Origin of the sequence: Allomuricauda ruestringensis DSM 13258, assembly GCF_000224085.1 — a bacterium.
Classification (GTDB): Bacteria; Bacteroidota; Bacteroidia; order Flavobacteriales; family Flavobacteriaceae; genus Flagellimonas; species Flagellimonas ruestringensis.
Genome location: NC_015945.1, coordinates 1,525,760 through 1,551,932 on the forward strand (window position 1 = coordinate 1,525,760; position 26,173 = coordinate 1,551,932).

General features: G+C 42.7%; 24 protein-coding genes. 13 read left to right on the forward strand and 11 right to left on the reverse strand.

Annotated elements, in window-relative coordinates; translation table 11 throughout:
* Positions 1 to 29: 29 nt before the first annotated feature.
* The 7 genes from MURRU_RS06875 (at position 30) to MURRU_RS06905 (ending at position 6,835) form a co-directional block, all read left to right on the forward strand.
* On the forward strand, positions 30 to 1,493 hold the full coding sequence (locus tag MURRU_RS06875) for a lipopolysaccharide biosynthesis protein (RefSeq protein WP_014032721.1): 1,464 nt from the start codon (positions 30 to 32) through the stop codon (positions 1,491 to 1,493).
* A complete protein-coding gene (gene dut / locus MURRU_RS06880) occupies positions 1,483 to 1,917 on the forward strand; it encodes a dUTP diphosphatase (protein WP_014032722.1) in 435 nt (144 codons plus the stop codon). The genes MURRU_RS06875 and dut overlap by 11 nt, the downstream gene beginning before the upstream one ends.
* An 87-nt stretch (positions 1,918 to 2,004) precedes the next feature.
* Positions 2,005 to 3,021, forward strand: coding sequence for a sugar phosphate nucleotidyltransferase (locus MURRU_RS06885; RefSeq protein WP_014032723.1), 1,017 nt, complete (start codon positions 2,005 to 2,007; stop codon positions 3,019 to 3,021).
* A 45-nt stretch (positions 3,022 to 3,066) separates the two neighbouring features.
* The gene (locus tag MURRU_RS06890) at positions 3,067 to 3,987 is read left to right on the forward strand and encodes a tetratricopeptide repeat protein (RefSeq protein WP_041801379.1); all 921 of its coding nucleotides are present in this window, start codon (positions 3,067 to 3,069) and stop codon (positions 3,985 to 3,987) included.
* Entirely contained in the window at positions 3,987 to 4,766 is a 780-nt protein-coding gene (lolB1, locus tag MURRU_RS06895; protein WP_014032725.1) for a lipoprotein insertase outer membrane protein LolB1, read from the forward strand. Before MURRU_RS06890 ends, lolB1 begins: the two co-directional genes overlap by 1 nt.
* Before the next feature lies 1 nt (position 4,767).
* Positions 4,768 to 5,994, forward strand: coding sequence for a murein hydrolase activator EnvC family protein (locus tag MURRU_RS06900; RefSeq protein ID WP_014032726.1), 1,227 nt, complete (start codon positions 4,768 to 4,770; stop codon positions 5,992 to 5,994).
* A gap of 4 nt (positions 5,995 to 5,998) precedes the next feature.
* Positions 5,999 to 6,835, forward strand: coding sequence for an aldo/keto reductase (locus MURRU_RS06905; RefSeq protein ID WP_014032727.1), 837 nt, complete (start codon positions 5,999 to 6,001; stop codon positions 6,833 to 6,835).
* A gap of 3 nt (positions 6,836 to 6,838) precedes the next feature.
* Here the strand turns inward: MURRU_RS06905 and MURRU_RS06910 are convergent, their stop codons facing one another.
* Complete coding sequence (locus tag MURRU_RS06910; RefSeq protein ID WP_014032728.1) at positions 6,839 to 7,351, reverse strand: acyl-CoA thioesterase; 513 nt, start codon at positions 7,349 to 7,351, stop codon at positions 6,839 to 6,841.
* Between the two features lie 61 nt (positions 7,352 to 7,412).
* Complete coding sequence (locus MURRU_RS06915; RefSeq protein ID WP_014032729.1) at positions 7,413 to 8,357, reverse strand: HU domain-containing protein; 945 nt, start codon at positions 8,355 to 8,357, stop codon at positions 7,413 to 7,415.
* Between the two features lie 105 nt (positions 8,358 to 8,462).
* Here MURRU_RS06915 and dprA point away from each other — a divergent pair, with 105 nt between their 5' ends.
* Entirely contained in the window at positions 8,463 to 9,569 is a 1,107-nt protein-coding gene (dprA, locus tag MURRU_RS06920) for a DNA-processing protein DprA (protein ID WP_014032730.1), read from the forward strand.
* Between the two features lie 87 nt (positions 9,570 to 9,656).
* On the opposite strand, the gene MURRU_RS06925 is transcribed toward dprA, so the two are convergent.
* From MURRU_RS06925 to MURRU_RS06945, 5 genes are all read right to left on the reverse strand, one after another.
* The gene (locus MURRU_RS06925; RefSeq protein ID WP_014032731.1) at positions 9,657 to 10,796 is read right to left on the reverse strand and encodes an SPFH domain-containing protein; all 1,140 of its coding nucleotides are present in this window, start codon (positions 10,794 to 10,796) and stop codon (positions 9,657 to 9,659) included.
* A gap of 103 nt (positions 10,797 to 10,899) precedes the next feature.
* On the reverse strand, positions 10,900 to 12,027 hold the full coding sequence (locus MURRU_RS06930) for a DmpA family aminopeptidase (protein WP_014032732.1): 1,128 nt from the start codon (positions 12,025 to 12,027) through the stop codon (positions 10,900 to 10,902).
* Between the two features lie 10 nt (positions 12,028 to 12,037).
* Positions 12,038 to 12,541: a DinB family protein gene (locus tag MURRU_RS06935; protein WP_014032733.1), complete on the reverse strand. Its 504-nt coding sequence runs from the start codon at positions 12,539 to 12,541 to the stop codon at positions 12,038 to 12,040.
* 15 nt (positions 12,542 to 12,556) lie between these two features.
* Positions 12,557 to 13,981 carry a Gfo/Idh/MocA family protein gene (locus MURRU_RS06940; RefSeq protein ID WP_014032734.1) on the reverse strand — a complete coding sequence of 475 codons (1,425 nt, stop codon included), beginning with the start codon at positions 13,979 to 13,981 and terminating at the stop codon, positions 12,557 to 12,559.
* Positions 13,982 to 13,990: 9 nt separating this feature from the next.
* The gene (locus MURRU_RS06945; RefSeq protein ID WP_014032735.1) at positions 13,991 to 14,782 is read right to left on the reverse strand and encodes a 3-keto-disaccharide hydrolase; all 792 of its coding nucleotides are present in this window, start codon (positions 14,780 to 14,782) and stop codon (positions 13,991 to 13,993) included.
* A gap of 107 nt (positions 14,783 to 14,889) precedes the next feature.
* Between MURRU_RS06945 and MURRU_RS06950 the strand changes: the two genes are divergently transcribed.
* From MURRU_RS06950 to MURRU_RS06965, 4 genes are all read left to right on the forward strand, one after another.
* The gene (locus MURRU_RS06950) at positions 14,890 to 18,024 is read left to right on the forward strand and encodes a VPS10 domain-containing protein (RefSeq protein ID WP_014032736.1); all 3,135 of its coding nucleotides are present in this window, start codon (positions 14,890 to 14,892) and stop codon (positions 18,022 to 18,024) included.
* Between the two features lie 186 nt (positions 18,025 to 18,210).
* The gene (locus MURRU_RS06955; RefSeq protein WP_014032737.1) at positions 18,211 to 21,336 is read left to right on the forward strand and encodes a VPS10 domain-containing protein; all 3,126 of its coding nucleotides are present in this window, start codon (positions 18,211 to 18,213) and stop codon (positions 21,334 to 21,336) included.
* 18 nt (positions 21,337 to 21,354) lie between these two features.
* Entirely contained in the window at positions 21,355 to 21,900 is a 546-nt protein-coding gene (locus MURRU_RS06960; RefSeq protein ID WP_014032738.1) for a CopD family protein, read from the forward strand.
* A gap of 88 nt (positions 21,901 to 21,988) precedes the next feature.
* Positions 21,989 to 22,477 (forward strand): very short patch repair endonuclease, encoded by a 489-nt coding sequence (locus MURRU_RS06965; protein WP_014032739.1) that lies wholly within the window; start codon positions 21,989 to 21,991, stop codon positions 22,475 to 22,477.
* Here MURRU_RS06965 and MURRU_RS06970 read toward each other — a convergent pair.
* Entirely contained in the window at positions 22,452 to 23,156 is a 705-nt protein-coding gene (locus tag MURRU_RS06970) for a helix-turn-helix domain-containing protein (RefSeq protein ID WP_014032740.1), read from the reverse strand. The genes MURRU_RS06965 and MURRU_RS06970 overlap by 26 nt on opposite strands.
* A 140-nt stretch (positions 23,157 to 23,296) precedes the next feature.
* Between MURRU_RS06970 and MURRU_RS06975 the strand changes: the two genes are divergently transcribed.
* Positions 23,297 to 23,617 (forward strand): hypothetical protein, encoded by a 321-nt coding sequence (locus MURRU_RS06975; RefSeq protein WP_014032741.1) that lies wholly within the window; start codon positions 23,297 to 23,299, stop codon positions 23,615 to 23,617.
* On the opposite strand, the gene MURRU_RS06980 is transcribed toward MURRU_RS06975, so the two are convergent.
* The 3 genes from MURRU_RS06980 to MURRU_RS06995 all read right to left on the reverse strand — a co-directional run bounded on the left by MURRU_RS06980 (position 23,603) and on the right by MURRU_RS06995 (position 26,135).
* A complete protein-coding gene (locus MURRU_RS06980) occupies positions 23,603 to 24,121 on the reverse strand; it encodes a GNAT family N-acetyltransferase (protein ID WP_014032742.1) in 519 nt (172 codons plus the stop codon). The genes MURRU_RS06975 and MURRU_RS06980 overlap by 15 nt on opposite strands.
* 321 nt (positions 24,122 to 24,442) lie before the next feature.
* Positions 24,443 to 25,096: a 3-oxoacid CoA-transferase subunit B gene (locus MURRU_RS06985; protein WP_014032744.1), complete on the reverse strand. Its 654-nt coding sequence runs from the start codon at positions 25,094 to 25,096 to the stop codon at positions 24,443 to 24,445.
* Positions 25,097 to 25,433: 337 nt separating this feature from the next.
* Positions 25,434 to 26,135 carry a CoA transferase subunit A gene (locus MURRU_RS06995; protein ID WP_014032746.1) on the reverse strand — a complete coding sequence of 234 codons (702 nt, stop codon included), beginning with the start codon at positions 26,133 to 26,135 and terminating at the stop codon, positions 25,434 to 25,436.
* Positions 26,136 to 26,173 lie beyond the last annotated feature (38 nt).

The window sequence follows — 26,173 nt, forward strand, 5'->3', positions numbered from 1 at the left end:
AATCAAGGTTTTTAAAGAAGCAACACCTATTGAATCCACTAAAAAGGCTTTTTAAACAAACATTTATCTATGGTTTGGCCACGGTATTGCCGCGGGTGCTCTCTTTTCTATTGGTGCCCTTGTACACATCGGTAATGAATCCCGAAACCTATGGTGAGATTTCAGTAATCTTCTCCTGGTTTGCCATTTTTAATGTGGTGCTCGCATACGGTATGGAAACGGCTTTTTTCCGTTTTTTCAATAAGTATTCCGATAAAGAGAACGTGATTTCAACTTCGTTGATTTCATTACTGATATCTTCCTTAATCTTTTTTGTAGTATCACTGATTTTCAAAGAAACTTTTGCTACACTAATAGATGTTCAGGAGTCCCTAATGCTCTACATCATATTGATTCTGGTTTTGGATGCATTGGCCATTGTTCCATTTGCTTGGTTGAGGGCAATGGAAAGACCGCTTCGATATTCCATTGTGAAAGTTACTAGCGTGGCAATGAACCTACTCTTGAACATCTTTTTCTTGACCGTATTACCGGAATTGGCTGAGAAGGGGCCGTCGTTTTGGGCAGAAATCTACAAAGAAAATTTTCAGATCGAATATGTCTTTATCGCTAATGTCATATCCAGCGGCCTTGCCTTTTTATGGGTGAGTGGAATCTATTTTGATAGTAAATATAGTTTTGACAAACGCTTGTTGAAGCAAATGCTCAAGTATTCCCTACCTATAATGGTTGCTGGACTTGCATTTACAGTAAACGAGGTTTTTGATCGTATTCTCTTAGATCGGTTGTTGCCAGAAGACATTGCCAAGGCAGAAATCGGGAAATACTCGGCCTGCTACAAGTTGGCGGTATTTATGACGCTGTTCGGCACTGCTTTCCGATTAGGGGTGGAACCTTTCTTTTTTAGTCACGCAAACACAGATAACCCAAAGAAAGCCTACGCCCAGATCACCAACTATTTTGTGATTATGGGAAGTCTAATCTTCTTGGGCGTGATGGTGTTTATTGACCCTTTGAAAAAATTATTGGTGCGGGATGCCGCTTTTTGGGAAGCCTTGGACGTGGTCCCGATAATTCTTTTGGGAAGCTTCTGTTTGGGCATCTACCACAACCTGTCCGTTTGGTACAAGGTAACGGACCGAACCAAGTTCGGAGCCTATATTTCATCCGTAGGAGCGATCATCACTTTAGTGATCAACATTGGGTTTATTCCAAAAATTGGATATATGGCATCCGCTCTGGCCACTTTGGTCGCTTATGGTAGTATGATGCTCTTGTCCTATTACTTTGGCAAAAAATACTACCCCATACCCTACAACATGCGGAAAATAGCCTTCTACCTTTCCGTATCAGTCATATTTTCAATACTATCATTCTATGTTTTTAATAGAAATTTAATAGCCGGCAGCATACTACTTTTGTTATTTTTGGGGTTAGTGTATAAGATGGAAGGAGATAAATTACGAAGCATATTAATAAGACGTGAAGATTAAGATTATAAACAAATCAGGCCACAAGTTGCCGCATTACGAGACACTTGCTTCGGCAGGTATGGATTTACGAGCAGACATCGATTCACCCATCGTTTTAAAACCTTTGGAAAGGGCCATTGTTCCAACAGGACTTTTTATGGAACTGCCCGTGGGTTACGAAGCACAAGTGCGACCACGAAGCGGATTGGCAGCTAAAAAAGGAATAACCGTCCTAAATGCACCAGGAACCATTGATGCCGATTACCGTGGGAATGTAGGGGTAATCTTGGTGAACCTGTCCAATGAGGACTTTACCATAGAAAACGGGGAACGTATCGCCCAAATGGTCATCGCAAAACATGAACGTGCCCAGTGGGAAGAAGTAGAAACCCTTTCAGACACGGATAGAGGCGAAGGCGGATTTGGAAGTACCGGAACTAATTGAAAGAAGTAAAGTCAGGTCGAGCGTAGTCGAGACCTTTTTTAAATAGAGTATAACCTTAAAAGGATACCCGCCTCCGCGGGCATTTATATGAAAATAATCGTTCCAATGGCGGGAAGAGGATCCCGTTTAAGGCCACATACATTAACAGTTCCAAAACCGTTGATCCCCGTTGCGGGCAAACCCATTGTTCACCGATTGGTGAGCGATATCGCCAAAGTACTGGGGGAACCTATCGAGGAAGTCGCCTTTATTCTGGGCGACCATGCCTTTTTTGGTGATGATGTGGTGGAAAGTTTAATGGAACTGGCTGCCGAATTAGGGGCAAAAGGGTCAATTTATAGGCAAGACAAACCACTTGGTACAGGTCATGCTATTATGAGTGCCAAAGATTCCTTGAGCGGGCCTGCCGTAATCGCTTATGCCGATACATTGATTCGAGCCGACTTCGACTTGGATAAATCTGCCGACAGCGTTATTTGGGTAAAACAAGTTGAGCAACCGGAAGCTTACGGAGTGGTAAAGCTGAATGGCACCAATGAAATCGTCGAGTTGGTCGAGAAACCTCAAGAGTATGTTTCCGACCTTGCTGTAATCGGTATTTATTACTTTAAGGACGTTGGTGTGCTAAAAAATGAATTACAGCATGTGTTGGACAACGACATTACCCATGGTGGCGAATACCAAATCAATGATGGCATAAAACGGATGATGAAAAAGGGCATGAAATTTGTTCCTGGTAAAGTGGATGAATGGATGGACTGTGGCAATAAAAATGTGACTGTAGAAACCAATCAGCGTATGTTGGGCTTTCTGGAAAATGAGGGCGAAAACATGATTGCCGATTCCGTAAAACAGGAAAATGCGAATATTATAGAACCCTGTTTTATTGGCGAGAACGTAGTGCTTAAAAACACAACGGTCGGACCTTTTGTTTCAGTTGGAGCGAATACCGTTTTAGAGAATTCAACCGTAAAAAATAGTTTGATTCAGAGCAATAGTAAAATAAGCAACGCCAATTTGGACAATGCAATGATTGGCAACCACGTTGTTTATAACGGTAATTTTGAGACCATTAGTATTGGAGATTATTCCGTTTTGGAATAACTTTAGAATAGATTTTTTAGTTTGATGGGGACTTAGGATGTTAATATGAAAAAGAAACTTCTTGTTTGCATGGTTTTGGGAGCATCAATAATGATGCATTACAGTACCTATGCCCAAGAAGAACAGGAAAGTGCCGAAGTCTATTTGGAAGAATATACCGATGAGTTTCAAGAAAACTTTTTTGAAGCCTTAAAGCAAAAAGGTATCCAAAACTACGATAGGGCCGTGGATTTTTTCCTAAAATGCAAACAACTGGAACCCAACAATAGCGTAGTGGACTATGAATTGGCCAAGGCCTATATGCTAGACAAAAAATATGTACAAGCGCAGGATTATGCTATTGAGGCCTTGCTTTCAGAACCGACCGATTATTGGTATTTGGACAATTTGCTCACCATTTTGGACAAGCAGGGGAGCCCTATTGAAAACGTAAAACAGCAAATACCTTACGGAAACAATAAACTGAAGCAAAATATGGCCGTCTCATTCTTTAAAATGAAGAAATATGAGGAAGCCTCAAAAGTGCTTGACGACTTGGAAAGCTCTCCTTTGAAATCAGACTTGAATCGAAAAATAAACGACTCCCTTCAAAAAGGAAAACAGGAACAAATTGCTCCGATTGCTCAGAAAGAAGAGGAAATTTTGGATGACCCTGTAGCCCAGTTAAAAGCACAGATGGAAAAACTGATTGTTGCGGCAGACTTTAAGGAGTTATTGAATGTTTCGAAAGGAGCATTGGATTCGTATCCATTGCAGCCCTATTTTTATTTTGCTTACGGAACAGCATTGAACAACACGGGAAATCCGAATAAGGGTATAGAGGTTTTGGAAAGTGGACTCGATTATCTATTGGATGACGAAAATTTAAAGAACAACATTTATAAACAACTTTCCGAAGGATATTCCAAAATTGGAAATACCCAAAAGGCAAACGAATTTTTGAACAAGATTAATACAGGATTATAATGCACCCATACAAAAACATAACTAAAACCGCCGTGCTGATGGTTTTCCTTCTCGCACTTGGATCCTGCAAAAGCACCAAGTCCATTACGGGAGGAGAAGTGGATTCAAGAATGTCGGCGAGGAATATCATCAATGCCCATTACTCCAATCAGCCAAAATTTAAAACATTGAGAGGTAGGGTCAAGATTGATTATGCCAATGGAGACGATTCGCAGGGCGTAAATGTGAGCCTCCGTATGGAAAAGGACAAGGTTATCTGGATGAGCGCGCCCCTAGGTATGGTCAAAGCCCATATTACCCCGAACAAGGTTTCATTTTATAACAAATTACAAAACGAATATTTTGATGGAGATTTTAGTTATTTAAGCGATTTGCTCGGAACGGAACTCGACTTTGAAAAAGTTCAGAACCTACTTCTTGGAAATGCGGTCTTGGATTTAAGAAAGGAAAAGTTCAATTCGGAAGTGTACAATGGCAACTACCAACTAAAGCCAAAAAAGGCACAGGAACTTTTTAAAATTTTGTTCCAACTGGAACCGAAAAACTTTAAAATATCCTCTCAAGAAATATCCCAACCAGAAAAAATGAGACAATTGCAAGCAAATTATACCTATCAGAATATTTCTGGAAACGTGTTGCCCAATGAAGTGAAGATCGTAGCAGAAGAAGCAGGGGATTTAACCACGATAGATTTGAGCTTTCGCAACTTAGAACTCAATAAACTCATGAATTTCCCCTACAAGGTACCCAAGGGGTATGATAAAATTACATTAAAGTAATATGAAAGGTAAAATTTCATATTCTATTTACTGTCTGATAGTTATATTTTTTACTTCAGTAGGTTCGCATGCCCAAACAAGCGAGCAAAAGGTGTTAGAGGCCAAACGGGAGCGATTGCAAAAGGAAATCAAGGAAATCAACAGGTTGCTCTTTGCGGAAAGGAAGGAAAAAGGTACTGTTTTGGATCAAATGGAAGCCTTGGACAATAGAATAAACGTCCGTCAAGAACTCATACAGGTCACTAATCAACAGTCGAATTTGCTCAACAGACAAATCAATGTCAACATTAGGAACATCAGTAAGCTTAGGGAAGATTTAAAAATATTGAAAGAGGATTATGCCGAGCTCATTCAAAAAACCTACCAGAACAAATCGCAAAGCAACCGATTAATGTTCCTTTTGTCTGCTGAGAATTTCTATCAGGCATTCAAACGGCTTCAGTATATGCAGCAATATGCAAAGCATCGTAAAAAGCAAGGAGAGGGAATCGTCAAAAAAACCGAAGAACTCAAAACCCTGAATCAAGACTTAGTGCGTCAACGAAAGGAAAAAGACCAGCTCATAGCCGAAAATCAAAAAGCAAAGGCCGATTTATCCAAAGAGATTGAGTCCCAAAGAAACCTTTTAACGAGCATTAAACAAAACGAGGCCAAATACACCGCCGCCATAGCCGAAAAGCAAAAGGAGGCCCGTAAAATTGATCGTGAGATAGAAAGAATGATTAAAAGCGCTATTGCAAGTTCCAATAAAAGTTCAGGGAAATCTACCAGTAGTGCAACCTTTGCCTTGACGCCCGAAGCTAAATTGCTGGCCGATAATTTCTCTTCCAACAAAGGAAGGCTGATTTGGCCGGTGGAAAAGGGAGTGAAAAGCCAAGGATATGGGGTGTATGCGGATAAATTGTATCCCGGAATCAAGCACCGAAACAATGGGGTTACCATAACCACCGATGCGGGGAGTAAGGCAAGAGCCATTTTTGAGGGTGAGGTGATAGCCATTTTAACTGTGCCCGGTGGAAACAAAGGGGTACAAATAAAACACGGAAACTACATCAGTACATATTACAACCTATCCAATCTCTATGTTAAAAAAGGGGACAAGGTCGCCGTCAAAGAAGTGCTCGGCGAAATCAATACCAATCGGTTGGACGGCACCACAAAATTGAAGTTTTATCTTTATAAAGACTCCAATCGCTTGAATCCTGAAGATTGGATCTATCAACTTTAACACTATGAAGAGAATAACAGATTTACAAGGCTCCTTTGAACTGCACAATGGGGTCCAGATGCCCTATTTTGGATTGGGGGTATATCAATCCGAAGACGGAAACGAAGTTATTAACGCTGTAAAAACTGCATTGAACCACGGCTACAGACATATTGATACCGCCGCCATTTACTACAATGAGGAGGGCGTTGGTACAGGAATCCGCAAAAGCAATGTGGACCGGAAGGACGTTTTTTTAACGAGCAAAGTCTGGAACACCGACCAAGGTTACGATTCCACCCTAAAAGCTTTTGATGCCAGTTTGGAACGTTTGGGCACGGATTATCTGGACCTGTACTTGGTGCATTGGCCCAAAGGAGAGCTGTCCAAGGAAACATGGAAGGCCCTTGAAAAATTATATAAGGAAAAACGAGTGAGGGCTATTGGTGTGAGCAACTTTTTGCGGCATCATCTGGAAGATTTATTGACCTCTGTGGAGATTGTCCCCATGGTGAATCAAATGGAGTTCCACCCCTATTTGGTACAACAGGATTTAGTGGATTTCTGCAATAGCAATGGCATTCAATACCAAGCTTGGTCGCCTTTGATGCAGGGAAATATCTTTGATCTGGATATTATGAAGGACCTGACTTTAAAATACAACAAGACGATTGCCCAGATTGTTTTGCGATGGGACCTTCAAAAAGGAGTGGTCACCATTCCAAAATCATCCAAAAAAGAGCGTATCGTTGCCAATTCCGACCTTTTCAATTTTGAACTTTCCGAAGAGGACGTGCAATTGCTTGATGGCTTGGACAAAGGCAAGCGGTTTGGCCCAGACCCCGATAATTTCGATTTCTAAATCCTATGAAGTAAACAGCGCTTTAAGTTCCGTGGCATCCGCAGGACTCATTTTGCCAGCAAGTACCAAACTCAGCTGCTTTCGGCGAAGCGCGGCAGCATAGCGTTCCTTTTCCAAATCCGTTTCAGGCTTCAATGGCGGAACTTCTGTTGGTTTTCCAGTATCATCTACCGCAACAAAGGTATAAATCGCCTCATTGGCCTTGGTGCGCTCACCAGTAAAGCGGTCTTCTATCCAAACATCGATAAATATCTCCATAGAAGTTTTAAAAGACCTAGAGACTGCCGCCTCCACAGTCACCACACTACCTAGCGGAACAGCTCTGTTAAAAGCCACGTGGTTCACCGAAGCGGTCACCGTAATCCTACGGCTGTGTCTACGGGCAGCAATACTGGCTGCTCGGTCCATACGGGCCAAGAGTTCCCCACCAAAAAGATTGTTGAGGGGGTTGGTTTCGCTCGGTAACACCAAATCGGTCATTACCGTACGGGATTCACTAGGAGTTTTAGCGCGCATACCTTTAAATTTTGCGCAAAGATATTGAAGTGTGGAATGGTTTTAAAGGAAAGCGGAACTATTATTTCTCGGAAAGCATCCAAGCATCCCTTGAATCTTCGACTTTTACCTTTCTCAAAAAGACAAGTGCTTCCTTGGGGTCGTCAAAACTATCGTAGGCCACTTGGTGCAGCCCATATTTGTTCACACCCAGGTAAAACGCATTATACCCCTTGTCTTTGAGTTGGGTCACTTTCTTGTCGGCGTTTTTCTCCTGGCGAAATGCCCCAGCGATTACGTGGTGCTTGCCCAATTGTTTTTTGGTCACCTTAATATTTATCGCGGGAAGTTCCAACGGAGCACTTTCAAAAAATGTAGCTTCTTGAATCAAACGGGACACTTCTTGTTGGGCATCTTGCTGTGCAGCCACTTCCTTTTGCTGAAGGTCACCATAGGTGCGGTATGAAGTAACCCCTAAAGAAACAGCCAATAAAAAGACGGCGGCATACTTTAACCAAGGCCTAAAAGAAGTTTGCTCCCTTTTTTCTGGGGTGATGATAAACGGAATACGTTCTTCCAATTCTTCCACCTCTTCTTTGATTACCTCACGCTGAATAGGGGTGGCAGCAAATGTGGACAGACCAAAGGAAGATGTTAAAAAATTGATTTTTTCCTCAGGTTGGAACTGGATGCGTTGCTCTTTGTTGTGCCAGAGTTTGCCAATCCCAAAAAGCTCAATGCTCTCGCCCTGGACCAATTTATTGTTCCATTCCTGTGCAATATGCTCCACTTCCCGAAGCATTTCCTCATACCCCAAATTCTTTTCTTTGGAAATATGGGACACCAACAAACCATCATTCTTGGAAAGCTGGGCGTTAAAGGAAATGGTCTTGCTTGGCGGCACTAAAGTGTTGGTCTCCAAATCAATTTCTGCGGATTTACCATGGGCCAAAAAAGCCCCGAAACCTGGTACCACAACACAGTTATAATCAAACAACAATTTTTCTATGTATGAATCAATCCGCATAGCCACAAATATTGCAAAAAAAGAGACAGCACAAAATAAGCCGGATAACTTTTTATTAACATTTGAAAATCTGTATTTTGTGAACAACTTTGACACCCAAATCAAATGACTGAACCTGAAATTATTGCGGCTTTACGGCTGCAAAATATTCCCAATATCGGAGATGTTACGGCCAAAAAATTAATTGCTCATTGTGGAAGTCCAATAGCCGTTTTTGAGGACAAATTGCACCATCTTTTAAAAATTGATGGCATTGGTAAGATGACTTTGAAAGGTCTTCATGACCCCATTCATCTTGAAGAAGCACAAAAGGAGTATGAGTTTTTGTCCAAAGAAGACATCACCATGTTCTATTTTATGGATGATGGTTATCCCACCCGTTTGAAGCATTGCGTTGATGGTCCCATTTTGTTGTTCCAACGGGGCAATATCAATTTAAAGCATCAAAAAATCGTTAGTGTGGTCGGAACCAGAAACGTGACCAACTACGGAACTTCGTTTTGCAATCAATTTATTGAGGAGATAGCCCCTTTAAACCCAATTATTGTTAGTGGATTGGCCTACGGCGTGGACATTGCCATTCAAAAAGCAGCAATGGATCATGGATTGCAGACTATTGCCTGCATGGCGCACGGACTCAATCAAATTTATCCCAAAGTGCACTCAAAATACAAATCCAAGATAGAAGCGAATGGTGGTTTTATATCCGAGTTCTGGAGTACGAGCCAACCCAACCGTGAGAATTTTCTAAAACGTAACCGAATTATTGCCGGAATCAGCGAAGCAACCATTGTAATCGAGTCAGCTGAGAAAGGAGGCAGTTTGGTCACGGCGGATTTGGCCCATGGCTATCATAGAGAAGTGTTTGCTGTTCCCGGAAGGGCCACAGATAAATGGAGCAAAGGCTGTAACGATCTCATCAAATTCCAAAAGGCCCATTTGTTGACTTCAGCAGCGGAGCTCGTGTATCTTTTAGGGTGGGAAATTGAGGAGAAAAAGCAGAAAAAAACGGTACAAAAACAACTATTTATCGAGCTGGACGAAACAGAACAGTCAATCTACTCTTACTTGCAGATGAACGGCAAGCAATTGCTGGACACCGTTGCTTTGGAGTGCAATCTGCCCATTTTTAAAGTTTCGTCCACACTTTTAAATATGGAAATGAAAGGTGTAATCCGACCATTGCCCGGTAAAATGTTCGAGGCGATATAATAAATCAATATGGGAAATCTCGAAAAACAATCATTCCGATTAGATTTTTCAGTCACAAGCTCCTTTACAGAAATAGCAATAAATGTATTACTCAGCTGGTAAAGGCGGTGGCGTGTTGCCTCCCAAGAACGATTTCAATTCCTCTACATCTTTCAATGCAGTCCATGTTGCCATGCCCTGTTTCCATACCAAACTATCGCGGTTAATGGTCCGCGAAGCAAATAAGGATTGCATTTGCTCAAAGGTAACGGGACCGTGTTGTGTACCATTTGCTGCGTAAAAGTACATGGTTTGTGTTGGCATTGGGGGAGGAACCGCTCCGGCAGTAGATTGAGCGGCCCTTTGTGTAGCAACTTGAGCGTTTCCGCCCATCATGCCGCTCATTTGTTGGGCAAGTGCAAACCCCATACCCATGCCCATACCAGCTCCGGCGGTACCTCCTTCGTTCTGGGCAGCAGCCTCGATGGCTTTCGCGGTCTTGAATTTGGTTAATTTGTCCAAATCCAGTTTATCGATACGGCTGTACTCGAAGATTTCCTTTTTAAGGTCCTCGGGCATGGAAACGTTCTCAATATAGAATTTTTCCAAGGAAATGCCCACACTTTCAAACTCGGGGGCCATTACTTCCCGACAGGTATCCGAAAGCTCGGTGGTATTGGCCGCATAGAGTTCAATGGGCAGATTGGCTTGGCCGACCGTATTTGTAAATCGGGTGGCGATCAAACTTTTTAAGTGTTCGTTGATTTCAAAATTGGTAAAGTTGCTGTCCGTGCCAACAATATCCTTAATGAATTTTCCAGCATCGGAAATTTTAAAGGCGTATGTTCCAAACGCTCTTATCTCAACCAAACCAAATCGGTCGTCACTTAAAGTGATGGGACTTTTGGTGCCCCATTTTTCATCTGTAAAAAGATGGGTGTTCACAAAGTACACCTCGGCCTTAAAAGGGGAATTGAACCCATATTTCCAACCCTTTAAGGTGGCCAGAATGGGCAGGTTTTGTGTAGTGAGGTCATAGGTGCCGGGTCTGAATACATCGGCCAATTGACCTTCGTTAATAAAAACCGCGGTCTGCCCTTCACGGACAATTAGTTTTGCTCCGTTCTTTATTTCATTTTGATAACGCTCAAAGCGATATGCAATGGTGTCGTCTGTATAATCCAGCCACTCGACAATGTCGATAAACTCGTTGCTGAGTTTTTCTTTGATTTTTCCAAAAATATCCATGGTAGTGTCTTTAGTTTATTCGATGCTTAATTTATAAAAAAAAGAAGATTGTTTCCGTTAGATTAGTGAGAAATGACAAGGTATTGTTACAGTTAGCCAACAATCAGTCCATTTTTCCAGCCTCTTCCAACATTTCCATCACCTTTTCCTTTGGAAGCGCTTCAATAGTATGCCCATCTCGACCTTTCATGGTTTCTCCTGCAAAAAGGGAATTCAAGATGGCCTCCTCAGTCGCTTCAATGGCAGCGAGGAACAAAGGCGTCATGGTGTTATTTCGCAGAATTGTCATGGTTTGTGTCGGGTTTTCACTTTGATAGGGAATACGGCAAGCTTCTGCCGTGGAAACGGCGATTACATAATCGCCACTGCCATTGCTGGCAATACCTCCGGTTCGTGAAAGACCCAACATGGCTCGTTTGGCCAAGCGTTCCAAGTTTCTGGAATCCAGCGGAGCATCGGTGAGCACAACCATCATGCAGGAACCATCCGCTGAATATTTGAGAGCGTCCGCATAACGGTCGAGTTGCTTGTCCACCTCTACGCCTGCAATCTGTAAAACACCTCCGAAATTGGTCTGCACCAAAACGCCTACGGTGTAACCGCCCAATTTTTTGGGCAACACTCTGGATGATGTTCCTATGCCACCCTTGAAACCAAAACAAATTGTTCCCGTTCCGGCTCCGACATTACCTTCGGTAACAGGGCCCGATTTTGCATTGGAAATAGCTTGAAGCACATGCTCTTCCGTGATATGGCGACCTCGGATATCGTTGAGGTAACCATCGTTGGTCTCGCCGACCACCGCATTTACGGAACGAACATCCTCGTTTTCAGGCTGATTGAGCGTGTAACCAATAACTGCATTCATCGCAGTGGGAACGCTGAGCGTATTGGTGAGGAGAATAGGGGTTTCCAAATTACCCAGTTCCTTTACTTGGGTGTAACCTGCCAATTTGCCAAAACCATTGCCCACATAGATGGCCGCAGGCACTTTTTCTTGAAATATATTTCCGGAATGAGGAAGAATGGCAGTGACCCCTGTTCTAACGTTATCACCCTCAATTAGTGTGGAATGACCTACTTGCACCCCAGGCACATCGGTGATGGCATTCAAGGCTCCGGGCTTTAGTACCCCGATTTCGACCCCATGATCCCGAAGACGGTTTTGTGATAGCACCAACAACGGGAATATGTATAATAAAAAACAAAAACTGTGATTTCGCTTATTCATAACTGACCCATTAACCTTTCAAAACACTTACCGTAACCAACAATTGCCCCACATGGCGTTGGCTGTGTTCGGCCGCATGAAAAAGTAATCCTATCACGGTAGTGGGCAGCTTTTTTCTTCCCACAAAGCGTTCGTTTGTAAGCGTCGTTTCCGGGATAGTTTTAAAACACTTCAATGCTTGGCCCACCTTTGTCTCAAAATCCGCTATCAGTTGCTGGGATGTTGGAGCATTTTCTCCATTCCCTTCGTTTTTTAAGTATTGGAATTGTGCATCTGTCAAGGTCTCTTCTTTTGCGTAGGTCAGTAATCGATCTAACACGCCGGTCAAATGTTTCAGATGAAACCCGACCGAAGCCCTGCCAAATGGTTTTTCCCAAAGCTTGTCTTCGGGGAATTCGGACAAATATTCCTTTGCTTCCTGCACAGATTGCAACAAAGCATGCGCTGCTGGTTGCAAAAGTGCGGGTACATCTGGTATAGGGCCACTTAGCCAATACTCCTGGGTGGATGACATAAAATTTTTTACTTTTTAAAAATCCCTGTAATCCCCAGCCAAATATTTGTTGGCTTTTTCTTCTTTGAATTGGGCGGTTTCTGCATCCCAATGCAAGGTTTCTCCAGGGAAGCGGCCTGCAATGGTACCCAATAAAATGGTTTCCGTCAATCTTGCCGCATAATCAAACGGTGCGGTAGTGGTGTCCTTTCCTAAACAAGCGTCCACAAATTGGTGGTAATGCTTGGGCCCTTCAGTACCATAATTTCGGATGGGTTCTCCCAAGTTGTGCTCTTCGGAAACCTTGGCGATTTCTTTGGAGATGTCCACGTATTTACCTTTTCGAATTTTCTTTGGCAATTGCATAAAGTGAGGTAGCAACAAACGTCCTTTTTCACCAACGAACATAGCTCCCTGTTCTGGCAACTCGTTTTCACCCGCTACCCCTGCATCCAAGGAAATACTGTTTTTATCACTCTTGTTAGTGGTCTTTTTGTCCTTTTTCATTTCCATGCCCGGCAACATAAGGTCTTCGTGCATTTCTGGAACGCCAGGTCCATCGTACCAGATCCATTTTAGGGATTTGCCCGTGTACTCTGTACCCGGGAATTCATAGGTAACCGTATTTTTCTCTGGGAAACCAAATCCATTGGTGGGTCTACACTGCGTCATAATGGTTCTTGGAACATCCAGCTCCAAAGCGTTGTATGGGGTGTCAAAAATATGCACGCCCATATCGCCCAAGGTACCACAGCCATAATCCATGAGTTTTCTCCAGTTTCCAGGGTGGTACATTCCATCTTTATAAGGCCTTTCTTTTGAGGTGCCCAACCAAAGGTTCCAATCCAATTGGTCTGGTACGGGGTCTTTTCCTTCAGGTAGTGGCCCATCATAGCCCCAGTTTTTAGGAGACCACGCATGTACGGTATGTACTTTGCCAATAATGCCGGATTGAATCAAAAGTGTGGCCAATTTGTAATCGTAAAATGAATGTACCTGTATCCCCATTTGTGTCACCAAGCCTTTTTCGGCCGCTACTTTTTTCATCTCTCTGGATTCGGAAACGTAGTGGGTCAATGGTTTTTGACAATAGACTGGCTTATCCATGTTCATCGCCATCAACGAAGCTGGTGCATGGGTATGGTCTGGTGTGGAAACGATAACGGCATCAATTTCGTCGCCCATTTCTTCCAGCATGGTACGGTAATCAAAAAAGATACGTGCTCCCGGATGCATTTTATGGGCAGTGGATAGGTTGATGGCATCTACATCGCAAAGAGCGATTACCTCAACTGCTTCGTGGGATGAGACGGCCTTTAGGTCCTCCATTCCCATATTGCCGACTCCAATGTGGGCTGTTCTTAGTTTTTCTTTTGGGAAGCCTGCCTTTAAAATGGAAGGGGCAAACATGATTCCAAGTGCTCCCACACTACTTTTCTTGATAAATTCTCTTTTGTTCATGGTTGGAGGTTATAGTTTTTTAATTTTTATGTTTCTGAACCAAATAGGGCTCGCATGATCCTGAAGGGCAATGTAGCCCGTTTTGTATTTTCCGTAGTCGGGCGCGTTGTCCCATTTCCCTGAATTCTTTTTGGCTTTCCAGTCATCGGACCACGGTACAAATTCCAATAATTTTTTACCGTTGAGCCAGTGTTCCACCTTTTCGGGGGTGAACACAATTTTTGAAGAATTCCATTCGCCTACCGGATTCAGTTGTTTTTGAGATTCGTCCGCGGTATGCATGGCATAATCGGCACCTGTTTTTTGCCAATCTTGAAGAAGCTCTGGGTGTTCTGCACCAAATTGCGAGTTGTACCCTGTCAAATCGTGTATGTCCGCATAGTTTTCATCGTCGATGATCTGATATTCTGGAGACACAACAGGAGGCCCATTATAACCTTCTTTTACATGGTAAAAAATTCCGCTGTTGGCCCCTTTGGGTATTTTCCATTCCAGATAGAGTTCAAAATTATCGAACTCTTCGGCGCCATAAATAATATCTTTCCCGCCGGTATAATCCTGTTCCAGTCCCAATTCGGTGTCAAAAGTGAGGAAACTGTCTTTTATTGTCCACCCCGGAGGCAGGGAATCCATACCGTAACCGCGCCAACCTTCTAGACTGGTGCCGTCAAAAAGGTAGGTCCATTCAGATTTCTTCTCATCAGTTGTGGGGGTTGTTGTTGTTTCGTCTTTCTTGTTTGATTGGTTTTTACAAGCAGCTATCGCCAAGATTAAAACGGCGAGCCTTAAAAATTTGAGCATGGTTTAGTTTTTGATTTTTTATCTGCGAGGTTAAAGTACAAAATATTAGATAATTTTTTTGTGCCTTTTTCACTACTTTTAAGGCAGACTAACTCAACACTTTAAAAATGAAGACTTGCTTTTTCAAAATTGGTATGCTTTTGCTTACCGCAACATTGTTTATTGCCCCAATGCATTCCCAGCGCAGGAACAAAAAACAAAGCGCACCGGAATACCCCGAAAAATTATACTCAAGTTTGGAATACAGATTGATCGGTCCTTTCCGTGGAGGTCGTTCCGGAACTGTTGCCGGAGTACCGGGAGAATCTAATCTGTATTATTTCGGAGCTACAGGTGGTGGTGTATGGAGAACTACCGATGGAGGTCGCTCATGGGAAAATATTTCCGACGGTTATTTTGGAGGGAGTATCGGTGCCGTTGAGGTGGCGCAAAGCGACCACAATGTAATCTATGTAGGTGGAGGAGAGCAAACCGTTCGTGGCAACGTTTCATCAGGTTATGGTGTTTGGAAAACCGAGGATGCCGGAAAAACATGGAAATCACTGGGCTTGGACAAAAGCCGTCATATTTCCCGAATGCGAGTTCATCCCGAGAATTCTGATATTGTTTACGCCGCTGTAATGGGCAATTTGTACAAGCCCACCGAAGAAAGAGGTGTTTACAAAAGCACCGATGGAGGCGCGACTTGGAAAAAAGTACTTTATGCCAACGATATGGCCGGAGCGGTTGATTTAACTTTTGACCCGAACAACCCACGGATTTTATATGCATCTACATGGAGAATTGAACGCACCCCTTACAGTTTGAACAGTGGAGGTGAAGGTTCTGCTCTTTGGAAAAGTACCGATAGCGGAGAAACTTGGACAGAGATTTCCAACAACGAAGGTTTTGCTACCGATACGTTAGGAATTATCGGTGTGGCCGTTTCGCCCCAAAACAGTAATAGGGTTTGGGCCATGGTAGAAAACAAGGAAAAAGGAGGTCTGTACCGTTCGGAAGATGCAGGTAAAACATGGGCTCTTGTTAATAGCGACAGAAGTTTAAGACAACGTGCATGGTACTATACCCGAGTTTATGCCGATACCAATAATGAAGATGTAGTTTATGTGCTGAATGTAAGCTATCACAAAAGTACGGATGGAGGAAAAACCTTTGAATTTTCCAATGCCCCGCATGGTGACCACCACGACCTTTGGATTGCACCGGAAGACTCTAACCGTATGATTATGGCCGATGATGGAGGCGCTCAAGTAAGTTATGATGGCGGTGAAACCTGGAGCACCTACCACAACCAACCCACAGCACAGTTTTACCGAGTTACTACCGATAATGCATTCCCGTACAGAATTTATGTGGCGCAGCAAGATAACTCTACGCTAAGAATCAATTACAGAAGTGATGACGGTTCCATTGGTGAGGACGATTGGGAAGAAACTGCCGGTGGTGAATCCGCTCACATTGCCGTGGACCCAGAGAATGACGATATTGTTTACGGAGGTAGTTACGGCGGATTATTGACTAGAGTAAATCATGCCAAAAATACAGCCAGAGCGGTTAACGTATGGCCAGATAACCCCATGGGTCATGGTGCCGAAGGGATGAAGTACCGTTTTCAGTGGAACTTCCCTATCATGTTCAGTAAACATGACCCCAATAAATTGTACACCTTCTCCAACCATGTGCACATGACCACCAATGAAGGTCAGAGCTGGGAGTTGTTGAGTGGCGACCTTACCCGAAACGACCCCGACAAATTGGTGTCCAGTGGAGGTCCCATCACCCAAGATAATACAAGTGTGGAGTACTACTGTACCATTTTCGCCGCCAACGAAAGTCCTTTAAAAGAAGGATTACTTTGGGTTGGTAGTGATGACGGTCTTATTCATGTCACCAAAGATGGAGGGCAAACTTGGGAAAATGTAACACCGCCCAACATGCCCGAGTGGAACATGATCAATAGCATTGAACCTTCTACTTTTGATGAGGGTACTTGTTACGTGGCCGCTACGCGTTACAAGTTGGGTGACTTTGCGCCATATCTTTATAAAACTACCGATTACGGAAAAACTTGGACAAAAATTACCAACGGAATAGCCGATGAGCACTTTACCCGTGTGGTAAGGGAAGACCCAAAGCGAAAAGGTTTACTGTATGCAGGAACCGAAACAGGCATGTATATCTCCTTTAATGATGGAGCCAACTGGGAGAAGTTTCAGTTGAACTTGCCCATAGTTCCCATTACGGATTTGACCATTAAGGATGATAACTTGATCGTGGCGACCCAAGGTAGAAGCGTATGGGTGATTGATGACCTTACCGTGCTGCACCAATTGGATGATGCCAAAAAATCTGCGGATGCTATTTTGTACAAGCCAAGAGATAGTTACAGAACCAAAGGAAGAGCAGCTAGAAAACCATCTAAGACGGAGGGCGAAAACTTGGCCAACGGAGTCATTACTCATTTTTACTTGAAAGATTTCTCCGAAAAAGACAGTATTGCACTAACGTATACCAAAATGAACGGTGATACCTTGGCAACCTATAGCACTTATGCCAAGGAGAAGGATAAAAAACTGGAAGCCAAAAAAGGAGGGAACACCTACGTTTGGGATACCCGTGGCAAAGGTGCCGAAAGATTGGACGGGATGATTCTATGGTGGGCCAACCTTAACGGACCTAAAGCGGTTCCTGGAACCTACAAAGTTAGTTTGAATGTAAACGGAAATGCCCAAACGGAGAACTTTACCATTCTTCCCGATCCAAGGGCTGAAGTTACTGCTGCAGATATGCAAAAGCAGTACGATTTCATCACCGAGGTGAACGAAACCGTCGACAGAGCGCATCAATCCATCAAAAAGATTAGAGCAATCAATGCCAAGTTGGACGAGTTCATCAAAAAGTATAAAGATGATGAGGCAACAAAAGCCTTGGTGGAAAAAGCCAAAAAGATGAAGGAGAAATTCAGTTCCATTGAAAAAGAACTGTACCAAACCAAGAACAGAAGTAACCAAGATCCATTGAACTTTCCCATCAAATTGACCAACAAACTGGCACACTTGAACAGTTTGGTTTCCATAGATGATTTCCCGCCGACAGAGCAGGATGTCGCAGTGAAAAATGAGATGTCAGGGAAAATAAACCAGCAATTGGAAGCTTTTGACTCCTTGGTCGATGAAGAGATTTCCGCTTTTAATGCAGAGTTCAATCAGCTTAAATTGAATTATTTGAGCATCGAAGAATAAAGAGAATGAGGGTGTATAAAAAGCAACAAAAGTTTGAATTTGTCAGGTTGAGCGCAGTTGAAACCCATTGATTATCAACCTACTTTAGGTTCTCGACTGCGCTCGAACTGACAGATAACGAGCTTTTTAGACACCCTCTTTTCATTGTATACAATACATATTCCATAATACAAACCAACCATCACCATGAAAAAAAGATTATTTCTTCTGTTAGGTGCATTATTTGGCACGCTGACTTTTGCACAGACCGCCAACGATTATTTTGAACCCATGAAATTTAGAAACATTGGACCATTTAGGGGCGGACGTTCCGTAACGGCAAGCGGTGTTGTGGGCGACCCGCTTACCTATTATATGGGTACAACGGGTGGCGGACTTTGGAAAACCAGCAATGCAGGAGGCCAATGGGAAAACATTTCTGATGGTTTTTTTGAAATGGGTTCCGTTGGGGCCGTTTCTGTTTCACCATCCAACCCCAATATTGTGTATTGTGGTATGGGCGAGCATGCGCCCAGAGGTGTAATGACCTCTTATGGAGACGGCATGTACAAATCCAACGATGCGGGAAAAACATGGATCAAGCTAGGCTTGGAAAAAACCCAACACATTTCACGGATTATCATCCACCCGACCAACCCCGATATTGTTTATGTAGCCGCCCAAGGAGCTCTGTACGCACCAAATGAGGAAAGAGGGATATACCGTTCCATGGATGGCGGTAAAACTTGGGAGAAGATTCTATATGTGGATGAGGGAACAGGAGCCGCGGAGCTTTCCATGGATGCCAATAACCCTTTAGTGTTATATGCAGCGATGTGGGAGCATCAGCGCAAGCCCAACAAGGTAATCAGTGGTGGACCCGGAAGTGGATTGTATAAAAGTACCGATGGCGGGGATACTTGGACTGAAATGACCAAAGGTCTTCCCGAAGAAAAAGGGAAAATGGCCATAGCGGTAAGCCCTGCCAATTCTGATAAGGTGTATGCCGTAATCGAAAGTGACACAAACCAAGACAAGGGTGGTCTGTTCGTTTCGAATGATGCCGGTGATAGCTGGCAGATGGTAAGTGGAGATAACCGATTGGTGCAACGTGCCTGGTATTATATTGAAGTGTTTGCCGACCCTAATGATGAAGACACCGTGTATGTGCTGAGTGCTTCCATGTTCCGTTCCGAAGATGGGGGGAAAACATGGGAGACCATCTCAGTGCCCCATGGCGATACCCACGATTTGTGGATCAATCCGGATAACTCCGAAAACATTTTGTTGGCGGACGATGGCGGGGCGACCATTACTTTTGATTATGGCGAAAATTGGACGCTACAGGACAATATGCCCACAGCTCAATTTTACAGAATCAGTACGGATAACCTGTTCCCTTACAATATCTACGGAGGTCAACAAGATAATACTTCGGTAAAAATTGCAAGTCTTTCCGTAGGTCGATGGAGCATCAACCAAGAAGATTGGCATTATTCCGCAGGTGGGGAGAGTGCTTTTTTGGCCTTTGATCCCGATGACCCAAGATATGTAATGGGCGGAAGTTATTTGGGCACTATTGAGTTGTTGGATATGGAAGCAAAAATGTCGAGTAAGGTCATGGCAGCTCCCATCCAATATTTGGGACGTGATGCACGCGATATGAAATACCTCTACAATTGGAACGCACCCGTAATTTGGTCCAAACACAAACCCGGTACGTTTTATCATGGAGCCCAATTGGTGCTAAGAACTAGGGACAACGGTGTCACTTGGGAAGAAATATCCCCGGACCTAACCAGAGATCAAGATGAGCTGCAAGGAAAAGGAGGTGGCCCCTACACCAACGAAGCCGTAGGTGCCGAAAACTACGGAACTTTAGCTTACATTATTGAATCACCGCACGAAAAAGGAATTTTGATTACGGGAAGTGATGATGGTTTGGTGCATATCACCAAAAATGGAGGGGAGTCATGGGAGAACATAACCCCAAAGGGGTTAAAGGAATGTTTGGTGAACGCCATTGAGGTATCGCCACATGACCCAGGTACCATCTACATTGCCACCACCCGATATAAATTCAACGATTACACCCCTGCCATATACAAAAGCAGCGACTACGGTAAATCGTGGACGAACATAAGTGAAGGAATTCCTTATGGAGCTTTTACACGGGTAGTGCGAGAAGATCAAGAGCAAAAAGGATTGTTGTACGCAGGTACCGAGAAGGGACTCTATGTTTCTTGGAACGATGGAAAAAAATGGGAAGCCTTACAATTGAATTTGCCCAAAACACCGATTACGGATTTAAAGGTGCATCAAGGGGATTTGATCGTGGCAACATCTGGAAGGTCTTTTTGGATTTTGGACAACATTACCACACTATCACAGTACAAGGGAGTTGCCAAAGACCTGAAAATTTACAAGCCAGAAGAAGCCATTCACGGTAATTGGGGAAGTCAGCTTAACAGCAGTTCAAAAAGTGTGACGGGAACCAATTCTTTTGAAGGAATGAACCCTGCCAATGGCATGGTAATCTACTATAATCTTCCCGAAAAAATGGATTCTACGGAGGTGACCATGGAAATTTTGAATGGCCAGGGTAAAGTAGTTCGCAATTTTACTTCCCAAAAAGATGAAAGTTATATACCGCATAATGGCGGTGGAGCTCCACCAAAGCCTGTTTTGGGAACCGACAAGGGATTGAACCGCTTTGTTTGGGATTTAAAAACCCCAATAATGCCAGGCATTCCAAGAGTTTATATTGAGGCTGATTTTACGGGTCACAAAGTGCCACCGGGGAACTACACCATCAATTTAAAAGCCAGTGGGGAAACAGTTTCCACGCAAGGAATCGTTGTTCCCACACCCAACACCGAAATAACACAAGAGCGTTTTGAGGAACACAATGCCATTATGACGGATTTCGAGACCAAACTTACCGATATGCACAACAAAGTGAACAAGTTGAAAGAAGTGCAAGGTCAATTGGAGAAGCTTTTGAAAGATTTGGATAATGATGATCTTAAGAAAGAAGGCCAAGCTTTACTCGATAAATTAAAAGCATGGGACAAGGAAATGGTACAGCGAAAATCACAGGCGTATGACGATGTGGAGAACTTCCCCAACAAGTTTACCGCAGAATATCTTTTTGTGATGAACCATAGCAACAGCGCATTGCCACAAATCAATCAACCGTCAAAAGATAGAAAGAGAGAACTGGACGCACAATGGGTTGGGTTAAAACAACGAGCAGAAGCTCTAATGAATACAGAAATACCTAATTTTAACGCCAAACTCTGGGAGAATGGTGTTGGTGCCATTCGGATGTAAAATATAAAAGCTGAATAATTGCTGTACCCCTATATAAAATCGTTGCACTTAATATTTGTGGTGACCTGGTTTGCAGGTTTGTTCTACATCCCCAGGCTGTTCATCTACCATATTGAAGCTTGGCAAAAACCATCACCCGATAGGGAAATCCTTTCCGATCAATTAAAGTTGATGACGAAACGATTATGGTACATCATTACTTGGCCATCGGCAATCTTGTGTACGTTGTTCGCGATATGGTTGTTGATTTTGATGCCCGCATGGTTGCAGCAACCTTGGATGCACGTTAAACTGGCCTTTGTGGCGCTACTTTTTGTGTATCATTTTAAATGCCATCAAATTTTTAAGCAATTACAGCGGGATGAGGTTAAATACACTTCAAAATTTATGCGAATTTGGAATGAGGTGGCTACCCTTGTCCTGTTTGCCGTTGTGTTTTTGGTGGTTTTAAAAAGTGCTTTTAATTGGATCTATGGTATTGTGGGCATCTTTGCCCTTATGATTTTATTGATGCTCGGTATCCGATGGTACAAAAAAGTTCGGGACAAAAATCCGAATGCTTAGAACACCCAATTTTAAGCTTAAATTGAGGTGTAAAAAGATGAGTGTGATGTTGCATTATTTTTTGATTCAAACTTGTGTATATTAACGTATGCCCAGAGAATACCCGAAAGATCGCATCAAAGTACCTCGATTTAGCGAGGATTCGGGGTTTTACACTACACCGCAGCGTTCCAGGATCATGGGAAGAATACGGGGCAAGAACACCAAGCCAGAGCTTGCCTTCAGAAAAGCGTTGTGGCAGTCGGGCTACCGTTACCGCATCGACTACAAAAAACTCATTGGAAAGCCCGATATCGCCCTAAAAAAGTACAAGACCGCTATATTTATTGATGGTGAGTACTGGCACGGCTACAATTGGGAGGAGCGTAAACAAAAAATCAAGACTAACCGAGAGTTCTGGATTCCGAAGATTGAACGCAACATGCAACGGGACGAGGAGGTGAATCAAGCTCTAAAAGAAATGGGATATACCGTCTTCCGTTTTTGGGAATCTGAAATCAAGAAAAACTTAGATGAATGTTTGGAGGAAGTTTTAGTGCACTTGGATAAAGTCAAAGCTGCTTTTTCACAATCTTGAAGACTTGTAACACATCATCCAAAGGCAGCTCAAAGTCCTGAAATTCGGGAGATGTGTTCAAATTATGGCACAAAATCGTCTTATTTTCCCTGTTATACCCTGTAAGCTGTTTACAGATAATCCTATTCGTACAAACCAATATATAAGATTGGTTCCAAAAGGTTTCATTATTGCGCGTTAACGATTCTTTTTTAATTTCCAACCCAAGTACATATGCCTTGTTCGGAATTGCCTCTAAGCTGGAATCGTTCATGGAATCGCCGGACACCTCAAATATGCGATGGGGTTCATCCGCTAAAAAATCAATTATAAAACCTCCCTGAAAAGGATTGCTCAGATTGTTTTTCTTTAAACTTTGAATATATTTTTTGTGCCATTCCACCAATACCAAAGGGGCCATTACCAAGTATTTTCCATGCTCCAACGGGTAAAAAACACTGCCATGTTTTGTAAAAGGCTGTCGCTTGGTGTAGGCCTCTCCCATGTCGTTGACCTCGTGCATATAGAGTTCGGCAATGGTAAGTCCAAAATATTCGGCAATTTTGGTGAGATTCTTAATGGGAATGTTTGCATCCTTGCGTTCGTAGAGCTGAATGGTGCGAAGGCTAACCCCAATTTCTTTACCCAATTGTGATTGGCTAATATTATTTTTTCGTCTTAACTGCTTAATTATATACATTTATTTCTATATTGTGTAATATTGTTACGCAACAAGCAATCAACGCAGCAATTCATCTAATTTTCTGTAATTGGGTTACAAGCCAAATATAGAAAATAGGATCTGACCCCGACATATAATTATTTAAACACGAATTATAAATGGGTTCCATTAAAGGCCTTGGGCCAATCGTAAAAGGCGAATTGATTTTTAGGGAAGAGGATTATGGAAAGCCGATCAATGAAAAGCTGTCCGAAATACTGCGAAGAAATACTTCTAAAAACGATTTTGCCAACATTGCCATACAGAGCAATGTGAGTTTTTCCACAATCCGCGATGTAGTGTACCGCACCAATAGTTTGACCAAATTGAACGCAAATGCCATTTCTTTGCTGATTCATGCCGCTTACGAAAACTCTTTTGCATACAAACTACAGGCGGAGGGCGATATTCTTTATCTGGGAAATTTATTGAAGATCTAAACGCAACAACCAATCGGTTTGTTTATCGGTACCGATATAATAAGGGTGTTCGTTAAACTTTGTAAAACCATGTTTTTGATAAAAACGTATGGCTTTGGGGTTGTGTTCCCATACCCCTAGCCAAATATAGTCTTTATCCAACTCTTTGGCTTTTGTGATGATCTCTTGAAGGATCCAAGCACCTATCTTTTTACCTTGATGCTCCCCAAGCACATAAATACGTTCAACTTCTAAGGCATTGGGATCGTGCACATCGGTCTGCGCCGTTCCAATATTCAATTTAAAATACCCAACCAATGTTTCATCGTCATAAACAAAATGAAAAAGACAGTCCCTGTGGGCAAGCTCTTTGGCTAGTTTATCAGGATGGAACGCTTCTTGGATATACGCTTCAAAATCCTTTGGGTCATTGTCCTTTTCAAAAGCCGTTCTAAAGGTCTCTTTGGATATATGCACCAAAGTTTTTAGGTCGGAAGCGGTACATTTTTTATAGTGCAAGGACATGGCTAGAAATTATGCCCAAAATTATCACAAAAAAAGAGCCTAACACGATGTTGGCTCTATATTTTTCAGGGGGATAACTACTGATCTATAGCATGAAAAGCTTTTTGATCAAAAGCATAAAACCTGTGAAAAAATCGTTTCTGTAGACTTGAACATTTTCGTCCATCGTGGTTTTTGATTTTAGTGCCATGGTTAATTAGGTTTGTGGTGTTAATTTGGGTAAAAATTTCGATATAACCAAATATATAATCGATGAATGGTAATTTAAAACAATTGTTGTGTAATGGCTTGATTTTGTTGTAAAAATTGTTTGGATATTTATTAAATAGTCATTTCGGGAATATCTCCTTCCACAACAAGTTTTCCTTCGGTTGCTTCTACGATTTCCTCAACGGTGACCCCAGGTGCTCTTTCCATTAATTTGAATCCATTGGGAGTCACCTCCAAAACGGCAAGATTGGTCACAATTTTTTTTACACACCCTACACCGGTCAAAGGCAAGGTGCATCGTTTCAACAATTTTGATTCCCCGGCCCTGTTCGTGTGCATCATCGCCACTATGATATTTTCCGCAGAAGCTACCAAGTCCATGGCACCTCCCATTCCTTTTACCATCTTTCCAGGTATCTTCCAGTTGGCGATATCTCCGTTCTCCGCTACTTCCATCGCCCCTAAAATGGTCAAATGGACGTGTTGGCCCCTGATCATTCCAAAACTCAGGGCAGAATCAAAAAAAGAAGCACCTGGCAAAGTGGTTATGGTCTGTTTACCCGCATTGATGATATCAGCATCCTCTTCCCCCTCAAATGGGAAAGGCCCCATGCCCAATACTCCGTTCTCGCTTTGAAATTCAACACTTACATCGTCCCGTACAAAATTGGCGACCAAAGTGGGAATACCAATACCCAGGTTTACGTAGTATCCGTCTTTGACCTCTTTTGCGATCCGTTTTGCTATTCCGTTTTTATCAAGCATTATTTACGTTTTATTAGAAATTTATTAAATCCACTCAAAGCTTTATTTTCTGAAATCCAAAAAAGTAGTGGGATAATAAGACTTGCTGTGGATATAGCTCTGTAGGTATTCCAAAATACCAATGTTAATATTAATCCAATCAAAAGGCCCAATAAAACTATCCTATTATCCACAACAGTAGTGATTTGATTCAAATGCTTTTTGTCCATCTTTCCACAGTTTTCACAATCAACCTTAATATCATCCGTTCCCAGCTTGACTTGTAAATCTGGTCTTGTACTTGCTTTGTGCTTTATATAATTTAACTTCTTGCAAGCAGAGCATGTATAACTTAGCCTCATTTCTTTTGTCTCACCGTTCGCCGCTCTATTCTTTTCTCAAATGATTTTCCTTGGAAAATACGCTGCACAAATATTCCAGGGATATGGATTTCATTCGGGTCCAGACTTCCTGCCGGCAAGAGCTCCTCTACCTCAGCTACGGTAATGGTAGCTGCTCCGCACATACAGGGGTTAAAGTTCCGTGCAGTTCCCTTAAAAATAAGGTTGCCGGCTTCGTCTCCTTTCCATGCCTTTACAAACGAAAAGTCAGCTTTAAATGCTGGCTCCAACACATACATTTTTCCATCAAATTCCCTGGTCTCTTTTCCTTCTGCGACCTCGGTTCCATAACCTGCCGGGGTATAAAAGGCAGGAAAACCTGCTTGTGCCGCCCTGCATTTTTCGGCCAAAGTTCCTTGTGGTGTCAGTTCTACTTCAAGTTCTCCGCTCAACATTTGACGTTCAAATTCATCGTTTTCGCCCACGTAGGAGGAAATCATTTTCTTGATTTGATGTTTCTGCAAGAGTAGCCCCAGACCAAAATCATCGACCCCGGCATTATTGGATATACAGGTAATGTCCTTAACGCCCAATCGTACCAATTCGTCAATGGCATTTTCGGGTATTCCGCATAGGCCAAATCCACCCAACATAAAGGTCATTCCATCCTTTACACCCTCCAAAGCCTCTTTAACATTGGCAACTGTTTTATTGATCATAGCATTCGTATTTATATTGCCTGAAATTACGATTTAAA